We start from the raw sequence: 21,238 nt of genomic DNA on the forward strand, positions 1-21,238 counted from the left end.
CAAGCTTAAATGCATAATTATACTTGACTTTTCTTTCCATAAAAATACCCCCAAATAGTGTCTAACTTTTTGGGGGCAGTGCACAATGCGGGACTTTTTAGTTATAAGAGAAATGTCTTATTTTTTCACAATCATGAATTCAGAACGTCTGTTTTGAGCATATTCCTCATCCGTACATTTTTTACATTCAATTTTTGGCTCTGATTCACCAAATCCTTGACCTGAAATTCTATCTTTAGCAATTCCTTTTGAAATTACATATTGTACAGTAGCTTTAGCTCTTCTGTCAGACAAGTTCATATTGTATCGATCACTACCTCTGCTATCCGTATGTGATTTTACAAAGATAACCATATCCGGATGCTCGTTCATTACTTCAACTAACTTATCCAACTCTTCAGCTCCTTGCGCAGTAATATTGCTCTTATTGAACTCAAAGAAGATTGGTTGTAAAATAACTTCTGTTTCAGTAATAATTGGTTTAACTGGCTCTAATAATATTTCAACTATCTGATCACCACCTTCAGATGGGTTTAACGTAGTTACAGCAGGCTCAAATCCTGACTTACTTGCTTGGAATGAATACGACTTATCACAAAGTAAATTGAAAGCTGTTTTTCCATTCATAGCTGTTGATTTTGTTGCAACAGTAGCATTTTTGTCATCCAAAGCAATAACATTTACGCCTTCGATAACTTCTCCTGTTTTTGCATTTTTAGCTATTACTAATCCGTTAACTCCACAAATCGGTGTTGCAATATAAATATTATCTACTCCTGCTCTATTACTAGAAAATAAAGCTACTTTTTTGTCTTTGTTATAAGCAAATGAAAAATCATCTTTTTCTCCATTTACAGGAGCACCTAAATTAACGGCTTTATCACTCTTGTTTAAATCAACCTTGTAAACATCCAAACCTCCGAAACCTTGTTTTCCGTCAGAAGCGAAATATAAAACATTATCATCAGCAATGAAAGGGAAACTCTCATTTGCTTCTGTATTTACAAGCGAACCTAAATTAACCGGTTCACCGTATTCATCACCGTTAACAGAAACTTTCCAAATATCTTCTCCGCCTATACCTCCCGGCATATCGGAAGAAAAGTATAAAGTTTTTCCGTCTTTACTTATACTTGGGTTTCTAACAGAATAAGTAGTATCATTAAAAGGAAGCAATTTCTTATTTCCCCATGTATCTCCCTCTTTAGTTGCTTTGTATAAGTAAATCTTACCTTTTTTCAATGTTTGGTAGCTAGCTTTTTCTTTTTCAAACTGACCTTCATTGAAACTCTCACTGGCAAAATAAATAGTATTACCATCATTTGTAATTGCCAACGGTCCGTCGTGCCATTTCGTATTTACACCATCTAATTCAGTTGCTTCACTTATTGTTCCGTTTGAATTATAAGTCGCTTTATAAATATCCAAATAAGGCTCATCATTCCAGCCGTGAGTTTTTCTAGCTGTATTTCTGGCGCTGGTAAAATAAATGGTGTTATCAGCAGTCAAAACAGCTCCGAAATCAGATTTATCACTACTGATATCTGATGGTTCAATCTCAAACAATTTAGCCTGTTCCTTTAGTGCTGTTAAATAATTCGGATTTCCTTTATAGGCAATAGCTCTTTGGTCTTTTGGCGCTAAAGAAGCAAATTTATCCATTTGCTTATCCGCTTCTGCATATTTACCTTCTGCCTTCAACATTTGAGCATATTTAAAATATGTTTCTGCATCCTGAGGTTCTTCAACCACTTTAGCATACCACTTTACTGCCTCTTTAGAGTTGAAAACATTATAATAACATTCTGCTAATTGTTTATTGATGTAAGAATCCCCGTTTCCTTTATCCGCAAGTTTCAGGTATTCATTAGCAGCTTCGGTATATTCATATCGATCAAAAAGCTTATCAGCTGCTTTTGTCTCTTTTGTTTGTGCGCTTAACATCTCACAAGCGATCACAAAACTAAGTGTAATAAAAATTTTCTTCATGTCGTTATCGCTTTTAGGTTAGAAAAATCTTGGTGAACTTGAAACTTTCTTAGGGAAGTTCAAATCAAACAATAATATAATCTCATGAGATGAAGGCGTTGTTACTTTCAAATCAGAAATAATATGGTCATATGCATAACCAATTTTTAAATTTTGAGTAATTGCATAACTGGCCATCGCTCCGAAACTGTCATCTAATCGGTAAGTTCCACCAATTTCAAACTTCTGATTAAACAAAAAGTTAGCTGATAGATCTAATGAAGGAGAAACATTAAATGCTGACTTCAACATGAAAAACGGTTTGAATTTTACCGTTTGAGAAAGATCAAATACATATCCCCCCGTTAAGAAATAGTGAGACGTTTCAGAACCGAACTGGTATTGATCACCATTCACAGATAAATCCAAATGTTTTGATTTTAACATATTAGGAACTGAGAAACCAACATAGTATTTATTGGTATAGTAAAAAAGTCCCGAACCAATATTAAAATAGGTATTACTCACATTCTCTTGAAAAGCAGGGTCATTCGCATCCGGAACATGACCATTTCCGATATCAGAATATAGCCCGACTTTATGCAAAGTTAAACCAGTTTTGATCCCAAAAGCTAATTTATGCTCTCCGCCTAAGTTTAATGTATATGAGAAATCTCCGTAAATATTATTTTCTTCAACCGGACCTATCTTATCTGAAATAACCGAAAGCCCTAAACCTACATTCTTACCAACGGGACTATGTCCAAAAAAAGTAGCTGTAGTCGGAGCGTCCTCAATATCTACCCACTGCTTTCTATACAATAACCCTAAGGCTAAATTCTCCTTAGAACCGGCATAGGCAGGATTCATTACACTCATGTTATACATGTATTGAGTATAGTGGGGGTCTTGCTGAGCTAGCATCTCATTTGAGATTCCCAGCAACGTAATTATAACTAATAAAAGTTTTTTCATTATTAAATGCTTTTTTAAGGTAGCTTCCTCTTTTTTTAAAGAGGAAGCTTACTCTACTAATTTTACTCTTCTCTATTGATATAAACCCAACCGGTTCTTGTCGGCATGTCATTGAACTCAACCACATAATAGTAAGTAGCAGAAGGTAAATCATTACCATTGTCTGATTGTCCATGCCACTCATCTGTATAACCCGATTTAGAATAAACTTTCAATCCGTAACGGTTAAAGATTTCTACTTTAGTTACATTGAAAGATGTTAAATCCCATTCATCATTTAAGCCATCACCATTAGGAGAGATTCCTTTCGGAATTTCACAAGCAATAACATCAACTACAAAAGTACCTTGAGCATAACAAACATCATCCGGAGTAAAGGTATAAGTATAAGTTCCTATACTTGTAGCTATTTCAGACGGATTCCATGTACCTGTTAAAGAATATCCTTCGTAAGATTCTACTGGGAATTCTAAAGCAGCGTTAGCACAAATCTCAACGCTTTCAAAAGACACATTTAATTTATCGCTAATTGTAACGTCTAATGTTCCTTGAGCAGCACATTGACCTCCATCCGGAGTAAAGTCATATGTAAATGTTCCCGCTACAGATGTATCAATATTCGTTACTGCTGTTCCACCGTAAGTCCACTGACCTGTATAACCTTCTAATGAAGTAGCAGGTAGCGCTATATTAGCTGCATTTACATCATCCAAACATAATGTTACAGGGTTAAATGTTGCAGGAGCTGCATCTGTTATAGTAACTGCTAAAGTACCGGCTGTTGCACATTGACCAGCATCCGGAGTAAAGTCATACGTAAATGTTCCTGCTACTGATGTATCAATATTTGTTACAGCTGTTCCCCCATAAGTCCACTGACCTGTATAACCTTCTAATGAAGTAGTCGGTAGTGCTATATTGTTAATATCGCCTAAACACAATGTTACCGGATCAAATGTTGCTTGAACAGCCGCCGGAGCCGGATCTATTGTAACGCTTAAACTAGCTGAATAACATCCAACCGCTGTATCATAAGCTGTCACAGTATATGTACCAGGAGTCACATTAGTAAATGTTGGCAACTGTGATAAATCATTCGGATCAGGAACAGTTATCGTCGTAGAGTTATTACCATCACTTAAGATATATTCATAACTCGCTACAAATAAAGTATAGATACCAACATCTGAATAGTCGTCTGTAGCATAAGATGTCCAGTCTGTAACCGTCCAATCAGCCGGATCCCAGATCGGTGAAGGAAGGGTTGTCCCTAAAGTATTTCTCTTATAGTTATATCCTACCTGATTTCCTGGTGTAAAGTATGTTAATTGTCCCCAAACATCAATTACAACGTCATTTAAATCTGTTAACAGTACCATATCATTGTTATTGATATCACCCGTACATCCTGTAAATTCAAAATCATAAGCAACACCGGCAATCGGAGTAGCCGTACCATATTTCACAACTATTAGATCATCATTTGCTAACATTCCGCTTAATGTTATCTCACAATCCACGTTAGCATCTACTTTAACTTTATAGTTACTTAAATCTACAGGTGCCCCTGTTCCGTTATAAATTTCAATATAATTTAATTTCACCTGTGACGATCCGTTATTAGAAGCATCAGTCACTTCAGAAATAAATAAGTTTCCTGGATAATTCAATTGAGAAATTAATGGTTCTGCTATAGTAATTGTTCCTTCTTGAACATCACATGTCGGCTGAACTACTTCATCTAATACAACATCAGGCACAGAAACTATTGCAACTGTTGCAACCTGTCCTGCGATTGTATTTGTACAGTTAGTCGTTGGATTTGTTACATCTAACAACACAACTTCTAAATTAGTTGTTGAAGTTATGTTAAGAACATAATTTCCTGTTGCATCAAGAGTCAACATTTGTGTTGCTCCACCGTTTACTGAATAATTAACTTCAGCATCTGCCGTACCGGTTATATTGAATATCGCATCAGTTCCTAAACATGTGTAAGGAGAAGCAGCCGATATACTAGCAGTCGGTAATGGATTAACCGTTACAGAAGAAGTATCAAAAACTGTTACATCACATACTGTATTGAAAATATTAGTTAATGCTAAATCTACCGTACCAACAGCAGGAGCAGGAATAGTAATTGTTGTTATTCCGGTGTTATCAACTCCTATAGTCTGTGGCGCTCCGCCATTAATTGTATATCTTATATTAAAGTTAGGTGTTGCTACAACAGTGAACACTGCGTCTTCACCATAACAAATCGGATCATTTGATGTCACTTGTGTTACTACAGGTGCAAAATTTGTAATAACAATAGGTGTCGGATCAGAAATAGTACATCCGTTAATAACGAAACTGAAATCTGAATATGTACCGGCATCTAATCCCGTAATAATAATATCCCCGTTAGATGTAGCTGTATAATTAACAGGACCTACAACTGCTGTATCATCCTGATAAGTTACTGCATAAACATCGCCAGGATTAAATCCTGCAATAGTGATTACAGCATTTGAACTATTACATTCCTCATTTTGTTGTGTAAAACTAGGTGTATTTTGAATTGAGAACGAAGCAACGAAATTATTACCTGCATTATCAACTAAAATAGTATCATCACATTGAGTAGGGTCATTGTTATCCCCTACTAAATCATAATAAACTTCTAAATAATAGTCTCCCGGTGCATTAGTTGTTAGATCAATCGCTTGAGAAAGCTCAGCCCACATCTGATCTCCCGGATTACAAACGGCTCCTGAAGTAAAAGTATTTCCGGCACCACAATCTTCTACATAAGCAAACGGAATAGTTGTAAAAGTTCCAGGCGTAGCAGAAGCTTCATATACACGGTAATACATATTACCACCACAAACATTTGATGTAGCTGTTTTGAATGACTTTAATGCTCCACCTTTTAATACTAAGTTACCTGAATTCTGAACATAAGTACCTAAGTCATTGTTAGAGAACGTATTCAAAGCTCCTCCATCAAATGAATCTGAACCGGTGGTATTAAAATATTCTCCCGGATCAGTAGTCTCACAATTATCTAAATAAACAGCTGTTGAATAAGCATTAAATGTACATGTTGCTAAAACTTGTACTTGCATCGTAAACGGATCAGCACACTGGAAACTTGCATCCGGAGTAAATATATAGTCGTAGATACCAGCCGTAGTTGCATCTATTTCTGTAACAGCCGTTCCTCCTTGTGTCCATGTACCTGTAATACCATTTGAGTCTGATGTCGGTAACGTTACATTAGGAGATCCTTGACAGATAGGTCCCGGATTTGAGAACGACGGATCTGTATCATCTAAAACTGTAATTACGACAAAGTCAGAAGTAGCACAAATTGTATTAGTATCGTCTGTTTCTGTTGTAATTGTATATACACCAGGAGCTGTAGGAGTAAACACTACAATATTTCCTGTTGTTGTATCAAGCTCAGGAGCAGGTGACCAATCTGTTGACCAGTTAAACACACCATTTCCTCCGGTTGCATTTAATGTGATAGATTCACCCATACATATTGTAGTATCATCTTCTACAATATTAACATTTGTTGCTGTTGAACCACCTGAACCAGCAGCTACAGATACAGAATAGTCACATATTGCACCGGCAAAACCGTCAATCATTAAATAATAAGTCACGCCAGGTGTTAAACCAGTTATATTCAAAGTATTAACCCCTGGATTCATAGAAAAGAAACACTCAATTTCGGTAACAGGTCCACTTCCACATTGAGTAGCAGTAAAGACCATAAACTGAATACCACTACCGTTTGTACAGTTTCCTACGTTTACATCTAATGTAATTGAAGTAGACGTAGCTTGGAAAGTCAAAAATGAATTATTTTCAATTGACCCACAGAATGCACTTGACAATTCAGGCCAAGTATTAACTGTATACGTTCCCGAAGTATTACCACAATAACCATCTAAAGTACATACCGGAACTGCAGTAACACACTCATTCCCTGCGGGATCTGAGCCATTACATCCCGGGAAAAGCGTATTAAACGCTAACGGCCCTGTCCAATAACTTACTCCGTCTGTTGCGCCACAATCTGCCAACACATAATATTCATAAGAAGTATTTGGATCTAAATTCTGAACCGTATACGTTGAAGAAGTAACAGGAATAGTAGTTGATGAACTGGTTGGATATCCTGAACCTACCGGTTGTACCACAATTTGCCAACTGCTAATTGCAGGAGTATTATTATCTGTCCATGACAATGTCGCTGAATCAGATGTAATATTTGTAACTGATAAATCCGTTGGTTGCGCACACGCTGGTGGCGGACCACAGATAACTGTTGCATCCCAACCCGATGAAACTATACTAGTATCAGATGTAAACTGAAATGTCAAACAACCTGAAGCTGCCGTTGAAACAAGAATCGGCGGAATGTTTGTTCCTACATAATCTCCTAATAAAGGAGCTGAAGTATTATCCCCGTCATAAACTAATAGGTGATCACAACAAGATTCTGTTTGAAAAGAGTTAAATATAACCGTAACTATATCTCCCGGATTATCAGGACAAATAGTCGTTATTACATTCTCATTATTTGAATAATTCCCTCCGATTCCTCCTGAATCAGTAAATGAATCTCCTCCACAATAATCCTTAGTTGTCGCAAAGTTTTGAGGTCCTGACCAAAAACTCGGATCAGGAGTTGTTGTTGCATCACAGATTGCATTGATATAAACTTCATATTCTGTATCTGAATTCAATCCTGAGAAATTGTAAGAAGTACTATTTACAGTTGCTGTTATCGTTGTAGTTGCATCCGGATAACCTGTACCTGCCGGTTGAATAACAATATTCCATTCTGATGCATTACCAGAAGTATTATCTGTCCATGTAATTAACCCGGAATCTGAATTAACACCTGATATTGTAATATTTGTCGGCTGAGGACAAGTAGGTGGTGTACATGCTGCTATACTCTGGAACAAGATAGAATTCTGTAGATTAGTACTCGGAGCATGTGTAAACTCTGTAGTTCCCGTAGAAGGATTCTGGATCTCAATGCCCACCTGAGTTGGACTTGTTCCGCCACTATTCCAGAAAAGTTGATAAGGCTGACCCTGGCATAACGGTACCCCTACTGTAACCGGCCCTCCACCGGAAGTAAATGTAGAACCGATAGTTGCTACATCAACACCGTTTTGAGAAATGGTCATAGTATTTCCTTGCCAACCGTTTCCTCCTGAATCAGTCATAATAAAATTAAATACACACTGATCTGCTATCGGACATAATGCCGTTGTAAAAGTATATGGATCAGTCGTCCAATCACTATAATTTTCTCCCCCACAGTCTGCTCTTACATAATAATCATAAGTTGTTCCTGCTACGAGACCCGTTAGTAGATAATTATTACCGGTAATATTTGTAATAACCGTACCTGTACCCGGAGCAAATCCGGTAATACCGTATTCTATTTCATAAATAGGAGCTCCTGAAGTCCAGCTAAGGTCTGCAGAAGTATCAGAAATGGAACCCGCGGTTAAAGCGGTTACCGGATCACATTTAGAATCAACATAAACATTATCCACCAACCATCTATCTCCGTTGTCCGTCTCCATAACGAAAGCGATGTAGACATTTTGACCTATATAAGCTGCTAGGTCAACTACTTTCTGTTCGTAAACGCTAAAGTTAGCCACCAAATCACTTTCTGTCCATGTCTGAACAATCGTAAAATCAGTAGCTGTTGTTTGGGTCGCAGTAGAGACCCTGATAGTATAAATACTACCATAGTTAGCGGCTTGGGTTTTTCTTGTAAAGAAACGCAATTGCCCGTCTGCCGGCACTGCTACCTGCGGAGTTACCAACCAGTCTAATGCAGTTGTCCCGTCTGTAACATTCTCTTTGTTAAGAAAAGCAGCTCTTGACCCGGCATACACAGCAGATGTTGTCGGCTGCCAAGTTTGAGCCAATCCAATTCCATTGTCAAAAATCTTCCAAGTACCTGATCCTAAACTCCAGTCTCCTGCAGCAGGCGTACTTGTTCCTTCAAATCCTTCAAACAAGACCTGACCTGAAGAAAACAAGAAACTTAATGACATGAAAAAAAGTAAAAGTTTTTTCATTATGTTAATTTTTTGTTATGGTTTGATTAATTTGCCAAATTTAACAATTTAAAACTACTAATAAATATTCTTTCTAAAAATTAACATTTACCTAAAATTTTGTTATATAACCAATTTATTATTTAGTTATTTTTGCAAAGTCTCTAATAAAAATCAATAAAAGTTGAATAAAAATAAAAAAGTATTTTTCGCTTCTGACCAGCACTTCGGAGCCCCTACACCTGAGAGAAGTTTTCCACGCGAACAAAAATTTGTAAAATGGTTGGATGAAGTAAAAGAAGAAGCCGAAGCTATTTTCCTTTTAGGCGACTTATTTGATTTTTGGTTTGAATACAAAACAGTTGTTCCTAAAGGCTTTATAAGAGTATTAGGTAAACTGGCTGAGATCCGGGATTCCGGAATACCTATTTATTTCTTTGTAGGCAATCACGACCTTTGGATGTTTGATTACTTTGAAAAAGAGCTCAATATTCCCGTATACCACGACAATCAAGAATTTACTTTTAACGGTAAAACGTTTTTAATCGGTCATGGTGACGGAAAGGGCCCTGGTGATCTTGGTTACAAACGCATGAAAAAAGTTTTTACCAACCCTTTCTCAAAATGGCTGTTTCGCTGGTTACACCCTGATTTGGGAGTACGATTAGCACAATATCTTTCTGTGAAGAACAAATTGATATCCGGAGAAGAAGACGTAAAGTTCTTAGGAGAAGAAAACGAATGGCTAGTTCAATATACTAAGAGAAAATTAGAAACCAGACATTACGATTATTTTGTTTTTGGTCACCGCCACCTACCATTAGTGATTAATGTTGGCAAAAACTCACAATATATCAATTTAGGAGACTGGATCAGTTATTTTACCTATGGCGTTTTTGACGGCGAAAAGTTTGAACTGAAAAAATATTAGAGATTTTCCATATCCTTCTCTATATCTAACTCTCTGAATTTGGGTGAAACAACTGCCGTACCTGTAACAACCACTAAAGTCATAATTCCGCCGAAAACAACAGCATTCACAACTCCTCCCATTAATTTTGAAGTAAACCCACTTTCAAAAGCACCTAATTCATTAGATGATCCGACAAAAATAGAGTTCACAGACGAAACCCTGCCGCGCATGTGATCCGGAGTATATATCTGCAGGATTGTTTGACGAATAACCACTGAAATTCCGTCTGTCACTCCGCTTAAAAACAAGGCAAAAACCGACAGCCAAAAATTAGTTGACAATCCGAAAACAATAATACAGATCCCGAAACCAAAAACAGCCGTCAATAATTTTTTCCCTGCTTGTCGGTGTAACGGTAAAGATGTGGCGATCAACATAGTCAGCAAACTTCCCACTGCAGGTGCAGCTCTTAAAATTCCGAATCCTTGCGAACCTACCTTTAATATATCTTGTGCAAAAACCGGAAGTAGTGCTACAGCACCGCCAAACAAAACAGCAAACATGTCGAGTGCCATAGCGTTAAGAACTGTTTTGTGCGTGAACACAAAATCCAATCCTTCTTTTAAACTTTTCAACATCGGTTCGCCCAGTTTCTGATTCAAAATAGGCTTTCTTTCCACCTGAAACAAAGCTCCGATTGCTATTAAAATACTAAATACTACAAAAACCAATGACCAAAAAACCCCGATCCAACCAATAGCAAAACCTGCAATTGCAGGACCAAAAACTGCTGATATTTGCCACGTTGAACTACTCCAGGTCGCTGCATTCGGATATTCTTTCTTAGGAACTATCAAACCTAGTAAACTAAAAACAGACGGAATAATAAAAGCTCTTACAATTCCTCCTAAAAACACTAACCCGTAAATGGTCCACAATACTATTTTTTCATCCAGATGTTCTGTAAATTCAGAATACACTAATAAACACAACATAGAACTAATAGATACCAAAGCCGCCAAACATTTCAATAACAAGCCTCGTTTTTCATTTTGATCTACTATATGTCCTGCAAACAAAGCCATACTCACAGCCGGAATCACCTCCATTAAACCGATCAATCCTAATGAAAAAGGATCTTTAGTTATACTGTAAACTTCCCATTCCACTAAAACAAATTGCATAGAACAAGCCAAAACCAAGGCTAAACGCATTAAAATAAACCAACGGAATTCTTTTATCCGCAAGGATGAAAACGGATCTTTTTTAGGCTTCATTCTGTATATCTCTTATTTGTAATTGAATGGAAACGACATCTTTCCATTCGTTTTCTTCTATAGAAAAAACCATGTCAAATGATTTTCTATTGCTTACATTATCTAATTTATTCCCCAAACCGAAGCCCACTGCTCCAAAGCCTGTAGAATCTCCCTGTTTCAGATATAATTTCAAATGCTCATCTTCAGCTCCGATAGTTTTTGCATAACCTGAATCTATAACATTGTATGCTACAAAAACCGGTGTCATATTCTGCGGTCCGAAAGGTTCAAATTGTTTTAAAATCCGAACAAGTTTAGGCGTTATTTCATTTAATTCTATTTCAGCATCAATTGAAACCTCAGGTGTCAACATCTCAGGCTGAATTGTAGCTTTAACTTCTTTTTCAAAAGCTTCCTTAAACTTTTTATAATTCTCTTCTAAAAGCGTCATTCCGGCAGCATACATGTGCCCGCCGAATTGTTCCAGATATTCGGAACAAGCCTCCAGCGCATTATATACATCAAACCCCTGCACGGAACGTGCAGATGCCGCTAATTTAGTTCCACTCTTTGTAAAAACTATAGTCGGACGATAATAATTCTCCACCAATCTCGAGGCTACTATTCCTATTACACCTTTATGCCAATCTTCCTGATACACTACCGTACTGAAATTTTCGCCCTCCTCGTTTTTTTCGATTTGAAGCAAAGCTTCCTGCGTAATTTGTTTGTCCAGATCTTTTCTATCAGCATTGAACAACTCAATTTCAGAAGCGAACTCAACGGCTTGCTCCAAATTAAACTCTGTTAGTAATCGAACAGCATAATCTCCGTGTTTAATTCGTCCTGCTGCATTAATTCGTGGCGCTATGTAAAACACCACATCAGAAATGGTTAATTGCTTTTTCTTCAGATTTTGAATCAAAGCCTTGATCCCGGGTCTCGGATCCTTATTAATAACTTCCAAACCAAATTTAGCCAGAACTCTGTTTTCTCCGGTTATCGGAAGGATATCGGCCGCAATGGCTGTTGCTACTAAATCCAGATATGAAACTAAATCATCTATTGTTTGATCTCGATTTATTCCTAAGGCCTGAATCAATTTAAACCCAACTCCGCAACCACACAATTCATCATAAGGATACGAACAATCTTTTCGTTTCGGATCCAAAACCGCAATGGCTTCCGGTAAAATTTCTCCCGGACGGTGGTGATCGCAGATTACAAAATCAATACCTTTGTCTTTTGCATATTGTACATGCTCAACAGACTTGATCCCACAATCTAATGCAATAATTAAGGAGAAATCATTATCATCAGCAAAGTCAATTCCCTGAAAAGAGACACCGTAACCTTCAGTATATCGATCGGGAATATAAGTTGCAATATTAGGTGTAATCGTTTTTAAATAAGAAGAAACCAGAGAAACAGCAGTAGTACCATCGACATCATAATCTCCGAAAACTAAAATATTTTCTCCGTTTACAATAGCACTTTCAATCCGATTCACCGCTTTATCCATATCCTTCATCAAGTACGGATCGTGCAAATCTTCTAAAGTCGGGCGGAAAAATTCTTTGGCTTGCTCAAAGGTTTCAATTCCCCTTTGAACCAATAAAGTAGCAATAATTTCATCTACTTGCAACGCTTGTTGTAAGGCTTGTACTTTTTCTTTTTGTGGCTTTGATTTAAAATTCCAACGCATATTAAATTACATTTTAATGATTTGAATAATTGATTTTGGCATGTACGAAATACAAATGTAAACAGAAATGTCGAATTAAAATTATTGTTTTTAGCGTTGGTCTTATTTTTTATTTAATTTTGAAAAAGATCTGTTTAAAACCCATTAAAATGCAAATTCAAGGACAAATTGTTGACATTTTCAATAAGAGAATCTTTCCCGGTGAAATCACCGTAGAAAACGGAAAAATTAAATCCGTCATAGAAAAAGAACACAATGTGAAACATTACATCATGCCCGGATTTATTGATGCACACATTCATATTGAAAGCTCTATGTTAGTTCCGTCAGAATTTGCTAAAATTGCCGTTTTACACGGAACCGTAGGCACTATTTCCGATCCGCATGAAATTGCTAATGTATTAGGCGCTGAAGGTGTTTTTTTCATGATCGAGAACAGTAAAAAAGTTCCGCTGAAATTTCATTTCGGAGCTCCGTCGTGTGTACCGGCTACTTCTTTTGAAACCGCTGGTGCTGTAATTGATTCAGAAGGCATTAAAGAACTTTTAGCCTCCCCTGATATTCATTATTTAGCTGAAATGATGAATTACCCCGGAGTACTTCATGAAGACGAAGAAGTTATGAAAAAGATTGCTTGGGCAAAGCATTTCGACAAACCTGTTGACGGTCACGCACCCGGTTTACGAGGTGATGCTGTAAAAAAATATATTTCAGCAGGAATAACTACCGATCACGAATGTTTTACGTATGACGAAGCTGCCGAAAAATTATCCTTAGGCATGAAAGTCATCATTCGCGAAGGAAGTGCCGCTAAAAACTTTGAAGCATTAATCGATTTGCTTCCTGAACATTATGAAAATATGATGTTTTGTTCGGACGACAAACACCCTGACGATTTAATTGTAAGTCATATTAATGCTCTTTGTGCCAGAGCTGTTACCAAAGGAATAGACGTTTTTAAAACATTACAAGTCGCTTGTATCAATCCGGTGAAGCATTACAACATGAACGTAGGATTATTACAAGAAAATGATCCGGCAGATTTTATTGTCGTAAAAGATTTGGCTCAATTTGAAGTACTTCAAACCTATTTAAACGGTGAACTAATCGCTGAAAACGGCAAATCGTTTATTACGGAAATTTCTTTTGAAACACCAAATAATTTCAACACTTCTCTTAAAAATATAAGCGATTTTGAAGTATTGAGTTCAGCAAATAAAATCAGAGTTATTGAAGCTTTAGAAGGACAATTGATTACCAATGAAATCCATCATACTTCTCTAACACAAGATGGGAATTTGATTTCCAACACTACTGATGATATTTTAAAGATGACGGTTGTTAACCGTTATCAGGACGCAAGACCGGCTATCGCTTTTATTAAGAATTTCGGGCTAAAAGAAGGCGCCATTGCAAGTTCGGTAGCACACGATTGCCACAATATTGTAGCAGTAGGAACTTCTGACGAAGAAATTTGTAAAGCGGTTAATCTTTTAATTGAAAACAAAGGTGGTGTTTGCGCTGTAAACGGTTCGGAACAGAAAGTTTTACCTTTACCTGTTGCCGGAATTATCAGTGATAAAGACGGTTGGGAAACCGGAAAATTATATCAGGAAATTGACCAAATGGCAAAAACATTGGGAAGCTCGTTAAAAGCGCCATTTATGACGCTTTCATTTATGGCTTTATTGGTCATTCCTGATTTAAAACTTTCTGATAAAGGATTGTTTAGCGGAAATGCGTTTTCTTTTGTGGATTTAGAAGTGGAGTAAATTAATACCAGACTTGTCATTTCGACCGTAGTGAGAAACGACAATGATTACGATTTATGAAACAAAACCTTAATATCAATTTTCGCAAATTGACGGAACATTTCCATAACACCACAGTATTTTTCAACCGATAAATCGACTGCACGCTGTAATTTAGCTTCGTTTAAATTGCTGCCATAAAAATGGTATTCTACGGTAACAGCATCATATACTTTCGGGTGTTCTTCTGTTAAGCTGGCAACGGTTTCAATTTTGAAATCGTCAACTTCTAACTTCATTTTTTCCATTAAAGAAGCGACATCTAAACCTGAGCATCCTGCCAAAGCAGAAAGCATCAAAGCTTTAGGACGCAATCCTTCTCCGCCTCCGCCGTGTTCCGGTGCGGCATTGATCAATAAAGTTTCTCCGCTGGGATTTGTGGATTCAAACTGCATGTTGTGTTTCCAAGTTGTAGTCACTGTATGTGTTGTCATAAAAAAAACATTTTTAAATAAAAATAAGAAAAAAAATACAAAAAATTGTTTTTCTTATTTTTATTTTTTTCTTTTACACAATAAACTTAAAAATTTCATTAATGAAAACAAAAAAATTATTATTTGGATTATTTGCAATTACTTTAGTTCTATTATTTTCTTGTGAAAATAATTCTGAGGAACTAAGTAGTTCTCAAAATTTGATTAACGATCCAACAATTACTAGTAAATTACCTGCTGGTGGACCTTGCCCAGACGGAATGGTTGCCGTTTTAAGCTATGAATTTGATTCATTTCATTTTCATAGACCTAAAAAAAATTGTGAAAGTGGGTTTTGGTTTTGCACAAAAGGAGGTGAATGGGTTGTAAACTGTGTTTCAAATCCAAAAGGTAAAATTTATTCAAGTATTTCTGAAACAACTACAACGGTAGCCGCAATAATTGACAGAGAAAATGAATCAATAAGTTTCCACTTTCCAATTGAATTAATTAATAAAAATGGTAATACAATAAATGACTTTGAAACTTTTAATGTTGATGAAGAGTTAGAATTCGGGGACGTTACTCTAATAATAGGAGATTATCCTTCAACTTTCACTAATGACGAAATAATAATTGATGTTCCAGTTAAATAAAATCATTTTATTACTCCTAATTGCTTTATTAGGAGTAATCTCTTTCTCTTGTAAGCCATTGTATAATTTATCAAATGGCGTAAACAAATCTATTGATTACACTACAAAAGAAGATTATTTAATAAAAATTAAAGAAAAATATAATTTAGACACTGAAAATATTGTTTTTGTAGACAGCTTACAAAAAAATGATTTTATAAATTATATAATCGAAGAAAAAGTAGCCTATATTTATGGAATTGTTGTTAATCGAAAATTAAAAATTGACAATGATTTTATTCAAGAAAATAACTCCTGCTATTCAAGAGTTACTAATCTTATAAAAAACAATCCTGACTTAATTGGAGAAAAACTTGTCCCTACCAAAATTTTAGATATTAACTACATCAATTCAAAAAACGAACTGATTAAATTAGAAGGTAATAAAATACTATTATTTATTTTTTCGACAAAATTAGGGACAAGCATTATAAATGACATAAAAGGTATAATGGAAGAATTTAAAACTAATGAAAAGTTCAAATCATACAATTATTATCTAATTTCAATTGATTAAACAACTATTTCTTCCCGCCAACAACCGTTACTATTTCGCCTTTTGCAGGTTTAGCTTCAAAATGTTTTAAGACCTCTTCAGCAGTACCGCGAACGGTTTCTTCGTGTAGTTTTGAAATTTCTCTGGAAACCGAAACTGGTCTGTCGGCACCAAAGTATTGTACAAATTCCGCTAATGTTTTGTTCAATTTATGTGGTGAAACATAAAAAATCATAGTTCGGGTTTCTTCAGCTAAAGCCAAAAAACGGGTTTGGCGTCCTTTTTTATCGGGTAAAAAACCCTCGAACACAAATTTATCGTTAGGCAAACCACTATTCACTAAAGCCGGCACAAAAGCCGTAGCTCCCGGAAGACATTCTACCTCAACTCCGCTCTCTACACAAGCTCTGGTTAACAAAAAACCCGGATCAGAAATCGCCGGTGTTCCGGCATCGCTGATTAAAGCAATTGTTTCGCCCCCTTGTATGCGCTTTACCAGATTTTCAACGGTTTTGTGTTCGTTGTGCATGTGGTGACTTTGCATGGATGTTGCAATTTCAAAATGCTTTAGAAGTTTTCCACTTGTGCGTGTGTCTTCTGCTAAAATACAGTCTACTTCTCTGAGCACTTTGATAGCTCTGAAGGTCATGTCTTCTAAATTACCTATAGGTGTGGGGACAAGGTATAGTTTTCCCATGTGTTAGCGATTGAACGTTTGTTTGAGCTCTCCCGCCCTGTGAGGCGGGAAGCGAGTAGTGAAAGCGCGCCCTGAAAGGAAACACCCCAAAAATTATAAATATTTCTTTTCTACGAATTCTAAGAAACGAACTTCGTATTCTTCTTTACCTTCCCAATTGTTATAATCAGGTTTCACAAAACTATCAATAAAGCCTCTGGCTTCATCAAAAGAGTCAAATGTGTTTAATTGTGACAATACACGGTTAAAATCGTCAGTACTACCATCAAAAAGTTTTTTCTCAAAAGCAATGCGGTCATTCAACCCGATATTGATTCCGCCTTTGTTCAATCGGTCATTCAAGGACATTGCTTTAGGTTCTTCAAAAACGACCTCAGGCACTTCCTCTATTACGATCTCCTGAACGTTAGTTTTGTCAACTCTTAGTTCTACAACCGGCTCAGCTTGGGGCTCTATCTCTGTTTCTTCGATAACTGCAACAGGTTCTTCTTGTTTGTCTTCTGCAGTTAATTGTTCTTGAGATTCATCTGTTTCCGGCGCTGCTTTAAAAGTTAGGTCGGCAACCTGCTCTACTTCCTGCGGAACGTCTTCTACCTTAACAAAATCCAATTCCTTGAAATCCGCTGCAAAAACATCATCAAACAAAGCTACTTGTGGTTCAGATGCTATTTCCGAAACGGTCTCTTCTTCTACAACTTCAACGGCTTCTATTTCTTCTTGTTGTGTTGGCTCTTCCTCCGCCAGCTCTGCTGCAACCTCAGGTTCAAAAGCAGGCTCCTCCTCCACTGTTGGTTCTTGTACTTCTACTTGTTCTTCTTGTGCTACTACATCCGATTGCTCAGCCACAACAGTTTGCTGAGAAATGGTTTCTAACTTTTCCTCTAATACTTCAGGTGCTATTTCCTCTTTTACAATTTCAAAGTTTTCTTCATAAAACCTCAAAATCGTTAACTGTTCATATAATTTTTTGGCCTCTTCCTGTAATTGTTTAGTCTCAGAACGATTTTTTAATTTTAAAACCCTATGAGCTATACTGATTAACTCTCCTTCTAACTTTTTCTTCATAACTTTATGGAATAGAAATTGAAAATATGGATGCTTTTTTAATAAATTTGTTGTGACTACAAATGTAGCAGAATTTAATATTAATTTCCCGAAAGATACAAAATGTTTCTCGAAAATACTGTAAACCAATCTGAACAATTTGGCTGGATCGAAGTGATCTGCGGCTCAATGTTTTCGGGTAAAACCGAAGAATTGATCCGTAGACTGAAACGTGCTCAATTTGCCAAACAAAAAGTAGAAATTTTTAAACCCGCTGTTGATACCCGCTATCATGAAGAGATGGTGGTGTCTCATGATGCAAATGAAATTCGCTCTACTCCGGTTCCGGTTGCTGAGAACATCCGCATTTTAGCTCAAGGGTGTGATGTGGTCGGAATTGATGAAGCGCAATTCTTTGATGATGAGATCGTAGCGGTTTGTAACGACCTTGCTAATCAAGGCATTCGCGTTATTGTAGCCGGACTTGATATGGACTTTAAGGGCAACCCGTTTGGACCTATGCCTTCTTTGATGGCTACAGCCGAATATGTTACTAAAGTACATGCCGTTTGTACCCGAACGGGAAATTTAGCGAATTACAGCTTTAGAAAATCGCAAGACGATAAATTGGTATTACTCGGCGAGACGGAAGAATACGAACCGCTTAGCCGTGCCGCTTTTTTCAGAGCGATGAAGAAAAACAAAGAAAACGACAATAAGTAAACGGTGACTTTTTCTCTCACAAGCATTATTTCAGCGCTTAACGCAAAAGTTTCAGGCAGTTTTGAAGATTTCAAACCTGAAAATATCTCTATAGACAGTCGTTCATTGCAAAATGGAAATGGCACTTTATTTTTTGCTTTAACAGGTTCGCACCATGACGGTCACCAATACATTCAACAATTAATCAATAAAGGAGTTCGCAATTTTGTTGTGCAGTATATTCCTGACGGATTAGAAAACAAAGCTAACTTTTTAGTGGTTGAAAACACACTATTTGCCCTACAACAAATGGCAGGTTACTATCGCAGTCTGTTTTCTTTTCCGATAATAGGGATTACCGGAAGTAACGGAAAAACCATCGTAAAAGAATGGCTCAACTTTTTACTGAGTCCGGATTACAGTGTCGTACGAAGTCCTAAAAGTTACAATTCGCAGGTAGGGGTTCCATTGTCGATCTTTGGTATTAATGAACAACACGATTTAGGTATTTTTGAAGCCGGGATTTCGCAAAAAGGCGAAATGGAAAAACTGGAAAACATCATACAACCAAATATTGGGGTTTTTACCTCTATCGGTTCGGCGCATGATGAAGGTTTCCTCTCACAAGAAGAAAAAATAGCCGAAAAAACAAAACTTTTCAATCATTGTTCTCTAGTTGTTCTGGAGAAAAACCCATTGATCGAACACTATATCTCACAACCTAAACTCACTTGGAGTTTTACCGATAAAAACGCTACGCTTTTTGTATCCCAAAAATGGGCTGAAAATACAGCAACTCGTTTAACTTTGGTTTACCAAGATCAAACTTTTGAAGTTACGCTTCCTTTTACAGATGAGTTCTCAATTCAAAATGCCATGAATTGCATCGGTGTTTTATTGTATTTGAACACTTCGATTTCTGTAATCACAGAACGTATTCAGAATTTATATCCGATCGAAATCCGGCTACAGGCAAAAAAAGGAATTAATAACTGTATCATTATTGATGATTCTTATTCCTCAGATTACCAATCGCTAAAGATAGCACTGGATTTCTTAGAACAACAAAAATTACATCAAAAGAAAACGATCATTGTATCGGATATTTTTCAAAGTGGCTTACCCACTGAAGTTTTATACCAAAAGGTTTTTTCTACTTTACAAAACAACCATATTGACCGCATCATTACCATTGGCGAAACTATTTCTAATTATTTAAGTAAATTGCCTCATGTAATCTCTTTTTCTTCCACTGCTGATTTTTTAAAACAATTCAACACCCAATCATTCCAAAACGAAACGGTTTTAGTCAAAGGTGCCAGAAGTTTTAATTTTGATGAGATTGTTGTACTACTGGAAGAGAAAAAACATGAAACGGTTATGGAAATCAATTTAGATGCTATAACTTACAATCTAAACTTTTACAGATCAAAATTAAAACCGGAGACCAAAGTAATGGTCATGCTCAAAGCTTTTGGCTATGGCAATGGAGGTTTTGAAATCGCTAAGCTATTGGAACATCTGAAAGTTGATTATCTAGGGGTCGCCTTTGCCGATGAAGGTGTAGAATTAAGAAAAGCCGGAATTAGCACCCCCATAATTGTGTTAAACCCTGAAAATTATAGTTTTAACACCATGATCGCTTACGATCTGGAACCGGAAATTTATTCTATAAACGGCTTACACAGTTTTTTAAAAATTGCTCAGGAGAAAAATATTTCGCAATATCCCATCCATATCAAACTGGATACCGGAATGCACCGCTTAGGTTTCGAAGCGGCTCAGTTAGACGAACTGATCGCTGTTTTAAAAAACAATAATTTTGTAGCCGTTAAAAGTATTTTCTCGCACTTAGCCGCCAGTGATGACAAGCAATTTGACGCGTTTACTTATAAACAGTTTGAATGCTATCAGGAAAATTCAAAAAAGCTGACAGAGGCACTTCATATCAAACCGATTCGGCACATACTGAACACTTCGGGGATCTTTAATTATCCCGAAATGCAAATGGAAATGGTTCGTTTAGGCATCGGCCTATACGGCATAGGCAATTCTGACTACGAGAATCAGCAATTGCAGAATGTAAGTACTTTAAAAAGTATCATTTCACAAATACGGATTGTTGAGAAAGGAGAATCTGTAGGATACAGCCGAAAATTTATAGCTAACAAGCCAACTACTGTAGCCTCTATCCCCATCGGCTATGCTGATGGTATCCGAAGATCTTTAGGTAACCAAAAAAGTTACGTTACTATTAACGGACAAAGAGCAGATATAATCGGAAATATTTGTATGGATACACTTATGGTTGATGTTACCCGGGTAAATTGCAAAGAGGGAGACGAAGTTATCATTTTCGGTGAAAGACCAAAAGTCACAGAACTAGCGGAATTTCTCAACACCATCCCTTATGAAATCCTTACGGGTATTTCACAAAGAGTAAAACGCGTTTTTTATAAAAATTAAAAGAT

General features: G+C 36.6%; 14 protein-coding genes. 6 read left to right on the plus strand and 8 right to left on the minus strand.

The features are described from left to right. Positions 1–117 precede the first annotated feature (117 nt). The 3 genes from NHF50_RS05695 to NHF50_RS05705 form a co-directional block, all read right to left on the minus strand. Positions 118–1,989: an OmpA family protein gene (locus tag NHF50_RS05695; RefSeq protein WP_252775330.1), complete on the minus strand. Its 1,872-nt coding sequence runs from the start codon at positions 1,987–1,989 to the stop codon at positions 118–120. 18 nt (positions 1,990–2,007) lie between these two features. Beyond that, the gene (locus tag NHF50_RS05700) at positions 2,008–2,943 is read right to left on the minus strand and encodes a type IX secretion system membrane protein PorP/SprF (protein ID WP_109568783.1); all 936 of its coding nucleotides are present in this window, start codon (positions 2,941–2,943) and stop codon (positions 2,008–2,010) included. Between the two features lie 62 nt (positions 2,944–3,005). Next, on the minus strand, positions 3,006–9,053 hold the full coding sequence (locus NHF50_RS05705) for a fibronectin type III domain-containing protein (protein ID WP_252775331.1): 6,048 nt from the start codon (positions 9,051–9,053) through the stop codon (positions 3,006–3,008). A gap of 163 nt (positions 9,054–9,216) precedes the next feature. On the opposite strand from NHF50_RS05705, the gene NHF50_RS05710 reads away from it, so the two are divergent. Next, a complete protein-coding gene (locus tag NHF50_RS05710) occupies positions 9,217–9,963 on the plus strand; it encodes a UDP-2,3-diacylglucosamine diphosphatase (protein WP_252775332.1) in 747 nt (248 codons plus the stop codon). Here the strand turns inward: NHF50_RS05710 and NHF50_RS05715 are convergent. Further along, positions 9,960–11,222, minus strand: coding sequence for an MFS transporter (locus NHF50_RS05715; protein ID WP_252775333.1), 1,263 nt, complete (start codon positions 11,220–11,222; stop codon positions 9,960–9,962). The two genes, NHF50_RS05710 and NHF50_RS05715, sit on opposite strands and share 4 nt — an antisense overlap. Next, entirely contained in the window at positions 11,212–12,909 is a 1,698-nt protein-coding gene (gene recJ, locus NHF50_RS05720) for a single-stranded-DNA-specific exonuclease RecJ (protein ID WP_252775334.1), read from the minus strand. The genes NHF50_RS05715 and recJ overlap by 11 nt, the downstream gene beginning before the upstream one ends. A gap of 149 nt (positions 12,910–13,058) precedes the next feature. Between recJ and ade the strand changes: the two genes are divergently transcribed. Further along, positions 13,059–14,681 (plus strand): adenine deaminase, encoded by a 1,623-nt coding sequence (gene ade, locus NHF50_RS05725; protein ID WP_252775335.1) that lies wholly within the window; start codon positions 13,059–13,061, stop codon positions 14,679–14,681. Positions 14,682–14,728: 47 nt separating this feature from the next. Here ade and NHF50_RS05730 read toward each other — a convergent pair whose 3' ends face one another. Continuing rightward, a complete protein-coding gene (locus tag NHF50_RS05730) occupies positions 14,729–15,154 on the minus strand; it encodes an OsmC family protein (RefSeq protein WP_252775336.1) in 426 nt (141 codons plus the stop codon). Positions 15,155–15,255: 101 nt separating this feature from the next. Between NHF50_RS05730 and NHF50_RS05735 the strand changes: the two genes are divergently transcribed. Continuing rightward, positions 15,256–15,789, plus strand: a complete 534-nt coding sequence (locus tag NHF50_RS05735; RefSeq protein WP_252775337.1) for a hypothetical protein — start codon at positions 15,256–15,258, stop codon at positions 15,787–15,789. Beyond that, positions 15,773–16,345, plus strand: a complete 573-nt coding sequence (locus tag NHF50_RS05740; RefSeq protein ID WP_252775338.1) for a hypothetical protein — start codon at positions 15,773–15,775, stop codon at positions 16,343–16,345. The genes NHF50_RS05735 and NHF50_RS05740 overlap by 17 nt, the downstream gene beginning before the upstream one ends. A gap of 4 nt (positions 16,346–16,349) precedes the next feature. On the opposite strand, the gene rsmI is transcribed toward NHF50_RS05740, so the two are convergent. Next, positions 16,350–17,021 (minus strand): 16S rRNA (cytidine(1402)-2'-O)-methyltransferase, encoded by a 672-nt coding sequence (gene rsmI / locus NHF50_RS05745; RefSeq protein WP_252775339.1) that lies wholly within the window; start codon positions 17,019–17,021, stop codon positions 16,350–16,352. A 93-nt stretch (positions 17,022–17,114) separates the two neighbouring features. Then, positions 17,115–18,086, minus strand: a complete 972-nt coding sequence (locus NHF50_RS05750; RefSeq protein WP_252775340.1) for a hypothetical protein — start codon at positions 18,084–18,086, stop codon at positions 17,115–17,117. 102 nt (positions 18,087–18,188) lie between these two features. Between NHF50_RS05750 and NHF50_RS05755 the strand changes: the two genes are divergently transcribed. Beyond that, the gene (locus tag NHF50_RS05755; RefSeq protein ID WP_109568792.1) at positions 18,189–18,788 is read left to right on the plus strand and encodes a thymidine kinase; all 600 of its coding nucleotides are present in this window, start codon (positions 18,189–18,191) and stop codon (positions 18,786–18,788) included. A 3-nt stretch (positions 18,789–18,791) separates the two neighbouring features. Then, positions 18,792–21,233: a bifunctional UDP-N-acetylmuramoyl-tripeptide:D-alanyl-D-alanine ligase/alanine racemase gene (locus NHF50_RS05760; protein WP_252775341.1), complete on the plus strand. Its 2,442-nt coding sequence runs from the start codon at positions 18,792–18,794 to the stop codon at positions 21,231–21,233. Positions 21,234–21,238: the final 5 nt, after the last annotated feature.

Origin of the sequence: Flavobacterium sp. NRK F10 (genome assembly GCF_024054235.1) — a bacterium.
Classification (GTDB): domain Bacteria; phylum Bacteroidota; class Bacteroidia; order Flavobacteriales; family Flavobacteriaceae; genus Flavobacterium; species Flavobacterium sediminis.

What these genes read in the sequence shown, in the direction of transcription:
- rsmI (WP_252775339.1), bottom strand. Translation starts at nt 17,021, where the DNA reads ATGGGAAAACTATACCTTGTCCCCACACCTATAGGTAATTTAGAAGAC.
- NHF50_RS05705 (WP_252775331.1), bottom strand. Translation starts at nt 9,053, where the DNA reads ATGAAAAAACTTTTACTTTTTTTCATGTCATTAAGTTTCTTGTTTTCT.
- NHF50_RS05755 (WP_109568792.1), top strand. Translation starts at nt 18,189, where the DNA reads ATGTTTCTCGAAAATACTGTAAACCAATCTGAACAATTTGGCTGGATC.
- NHF50_RS05735 (WP_252775337.1), top strand. Translation starts at nt 15,256, where the DNA reads ATGAAAACAAAAAAATTATTATTTGGATTATTTGCAATTACTTTAGTT.
- NHF50_RS05740 (WP_252775338.1), top strand. Translation starts at nt 15,773, where the DNA reads ATGTTCCAGTTAAATAAAATCATTTTATTACTCCTAATTGCTTTATTA.
- NHF50_RS05700 (WP_109568783.1), bottom strand. Translation starts at nt 2,943, where the DNA reads ATGAAAAAACTTTTATTAGTTATAATTACGTTGCTGGGAATCTCAAAT.
- NHF50_RS05750 (WP_252775340.1), bottom strand. Translation starts at nt 18,086, where the DNA reads ATGAAGAAAAAGTTAGAAGGAGAGTTAATCAGTATAGCTCATAGGGTT.
- NHF50_RS05695 (WP_252775330.1), bottom strand. Translation starts at nt 1,989, where the DNA reads ATGAAGAAAATTTTTATTACACTTAGTTTTGTGATCGCTTGTGAGATG.
- recJ (WP_252775334.1), bottom strand. Translation starts at nt 12,909, where the DNA reads ATGCGTTGGAATTTTAAATCAAAGCCACAAAAAGAAAAAGTACAAGCC.
- NHF50_RS05715 (WP_252775333.1), bottom strand. Translation starts at nt 11,222, where the DNA reads ATGAAGCCTAAAAAAGATCCGTTTTCATCCTTGCGGATAAAAGAATTC.
- ade (WP_252775335.1), top strand. Translation starts at nt 13,059, where the DNA reads ATGCAAATTCAAGGACAAATTGTTGACATTTTCAATAAGAGAATCTTT.
- NHF50_RS05730 (WP_252775336.1), bottom strand. Translation starts at nt 15,154, where the DNA reads ATGACAACACATACAGTGACTACAACTTGGAAACACAACATGCAGTTT.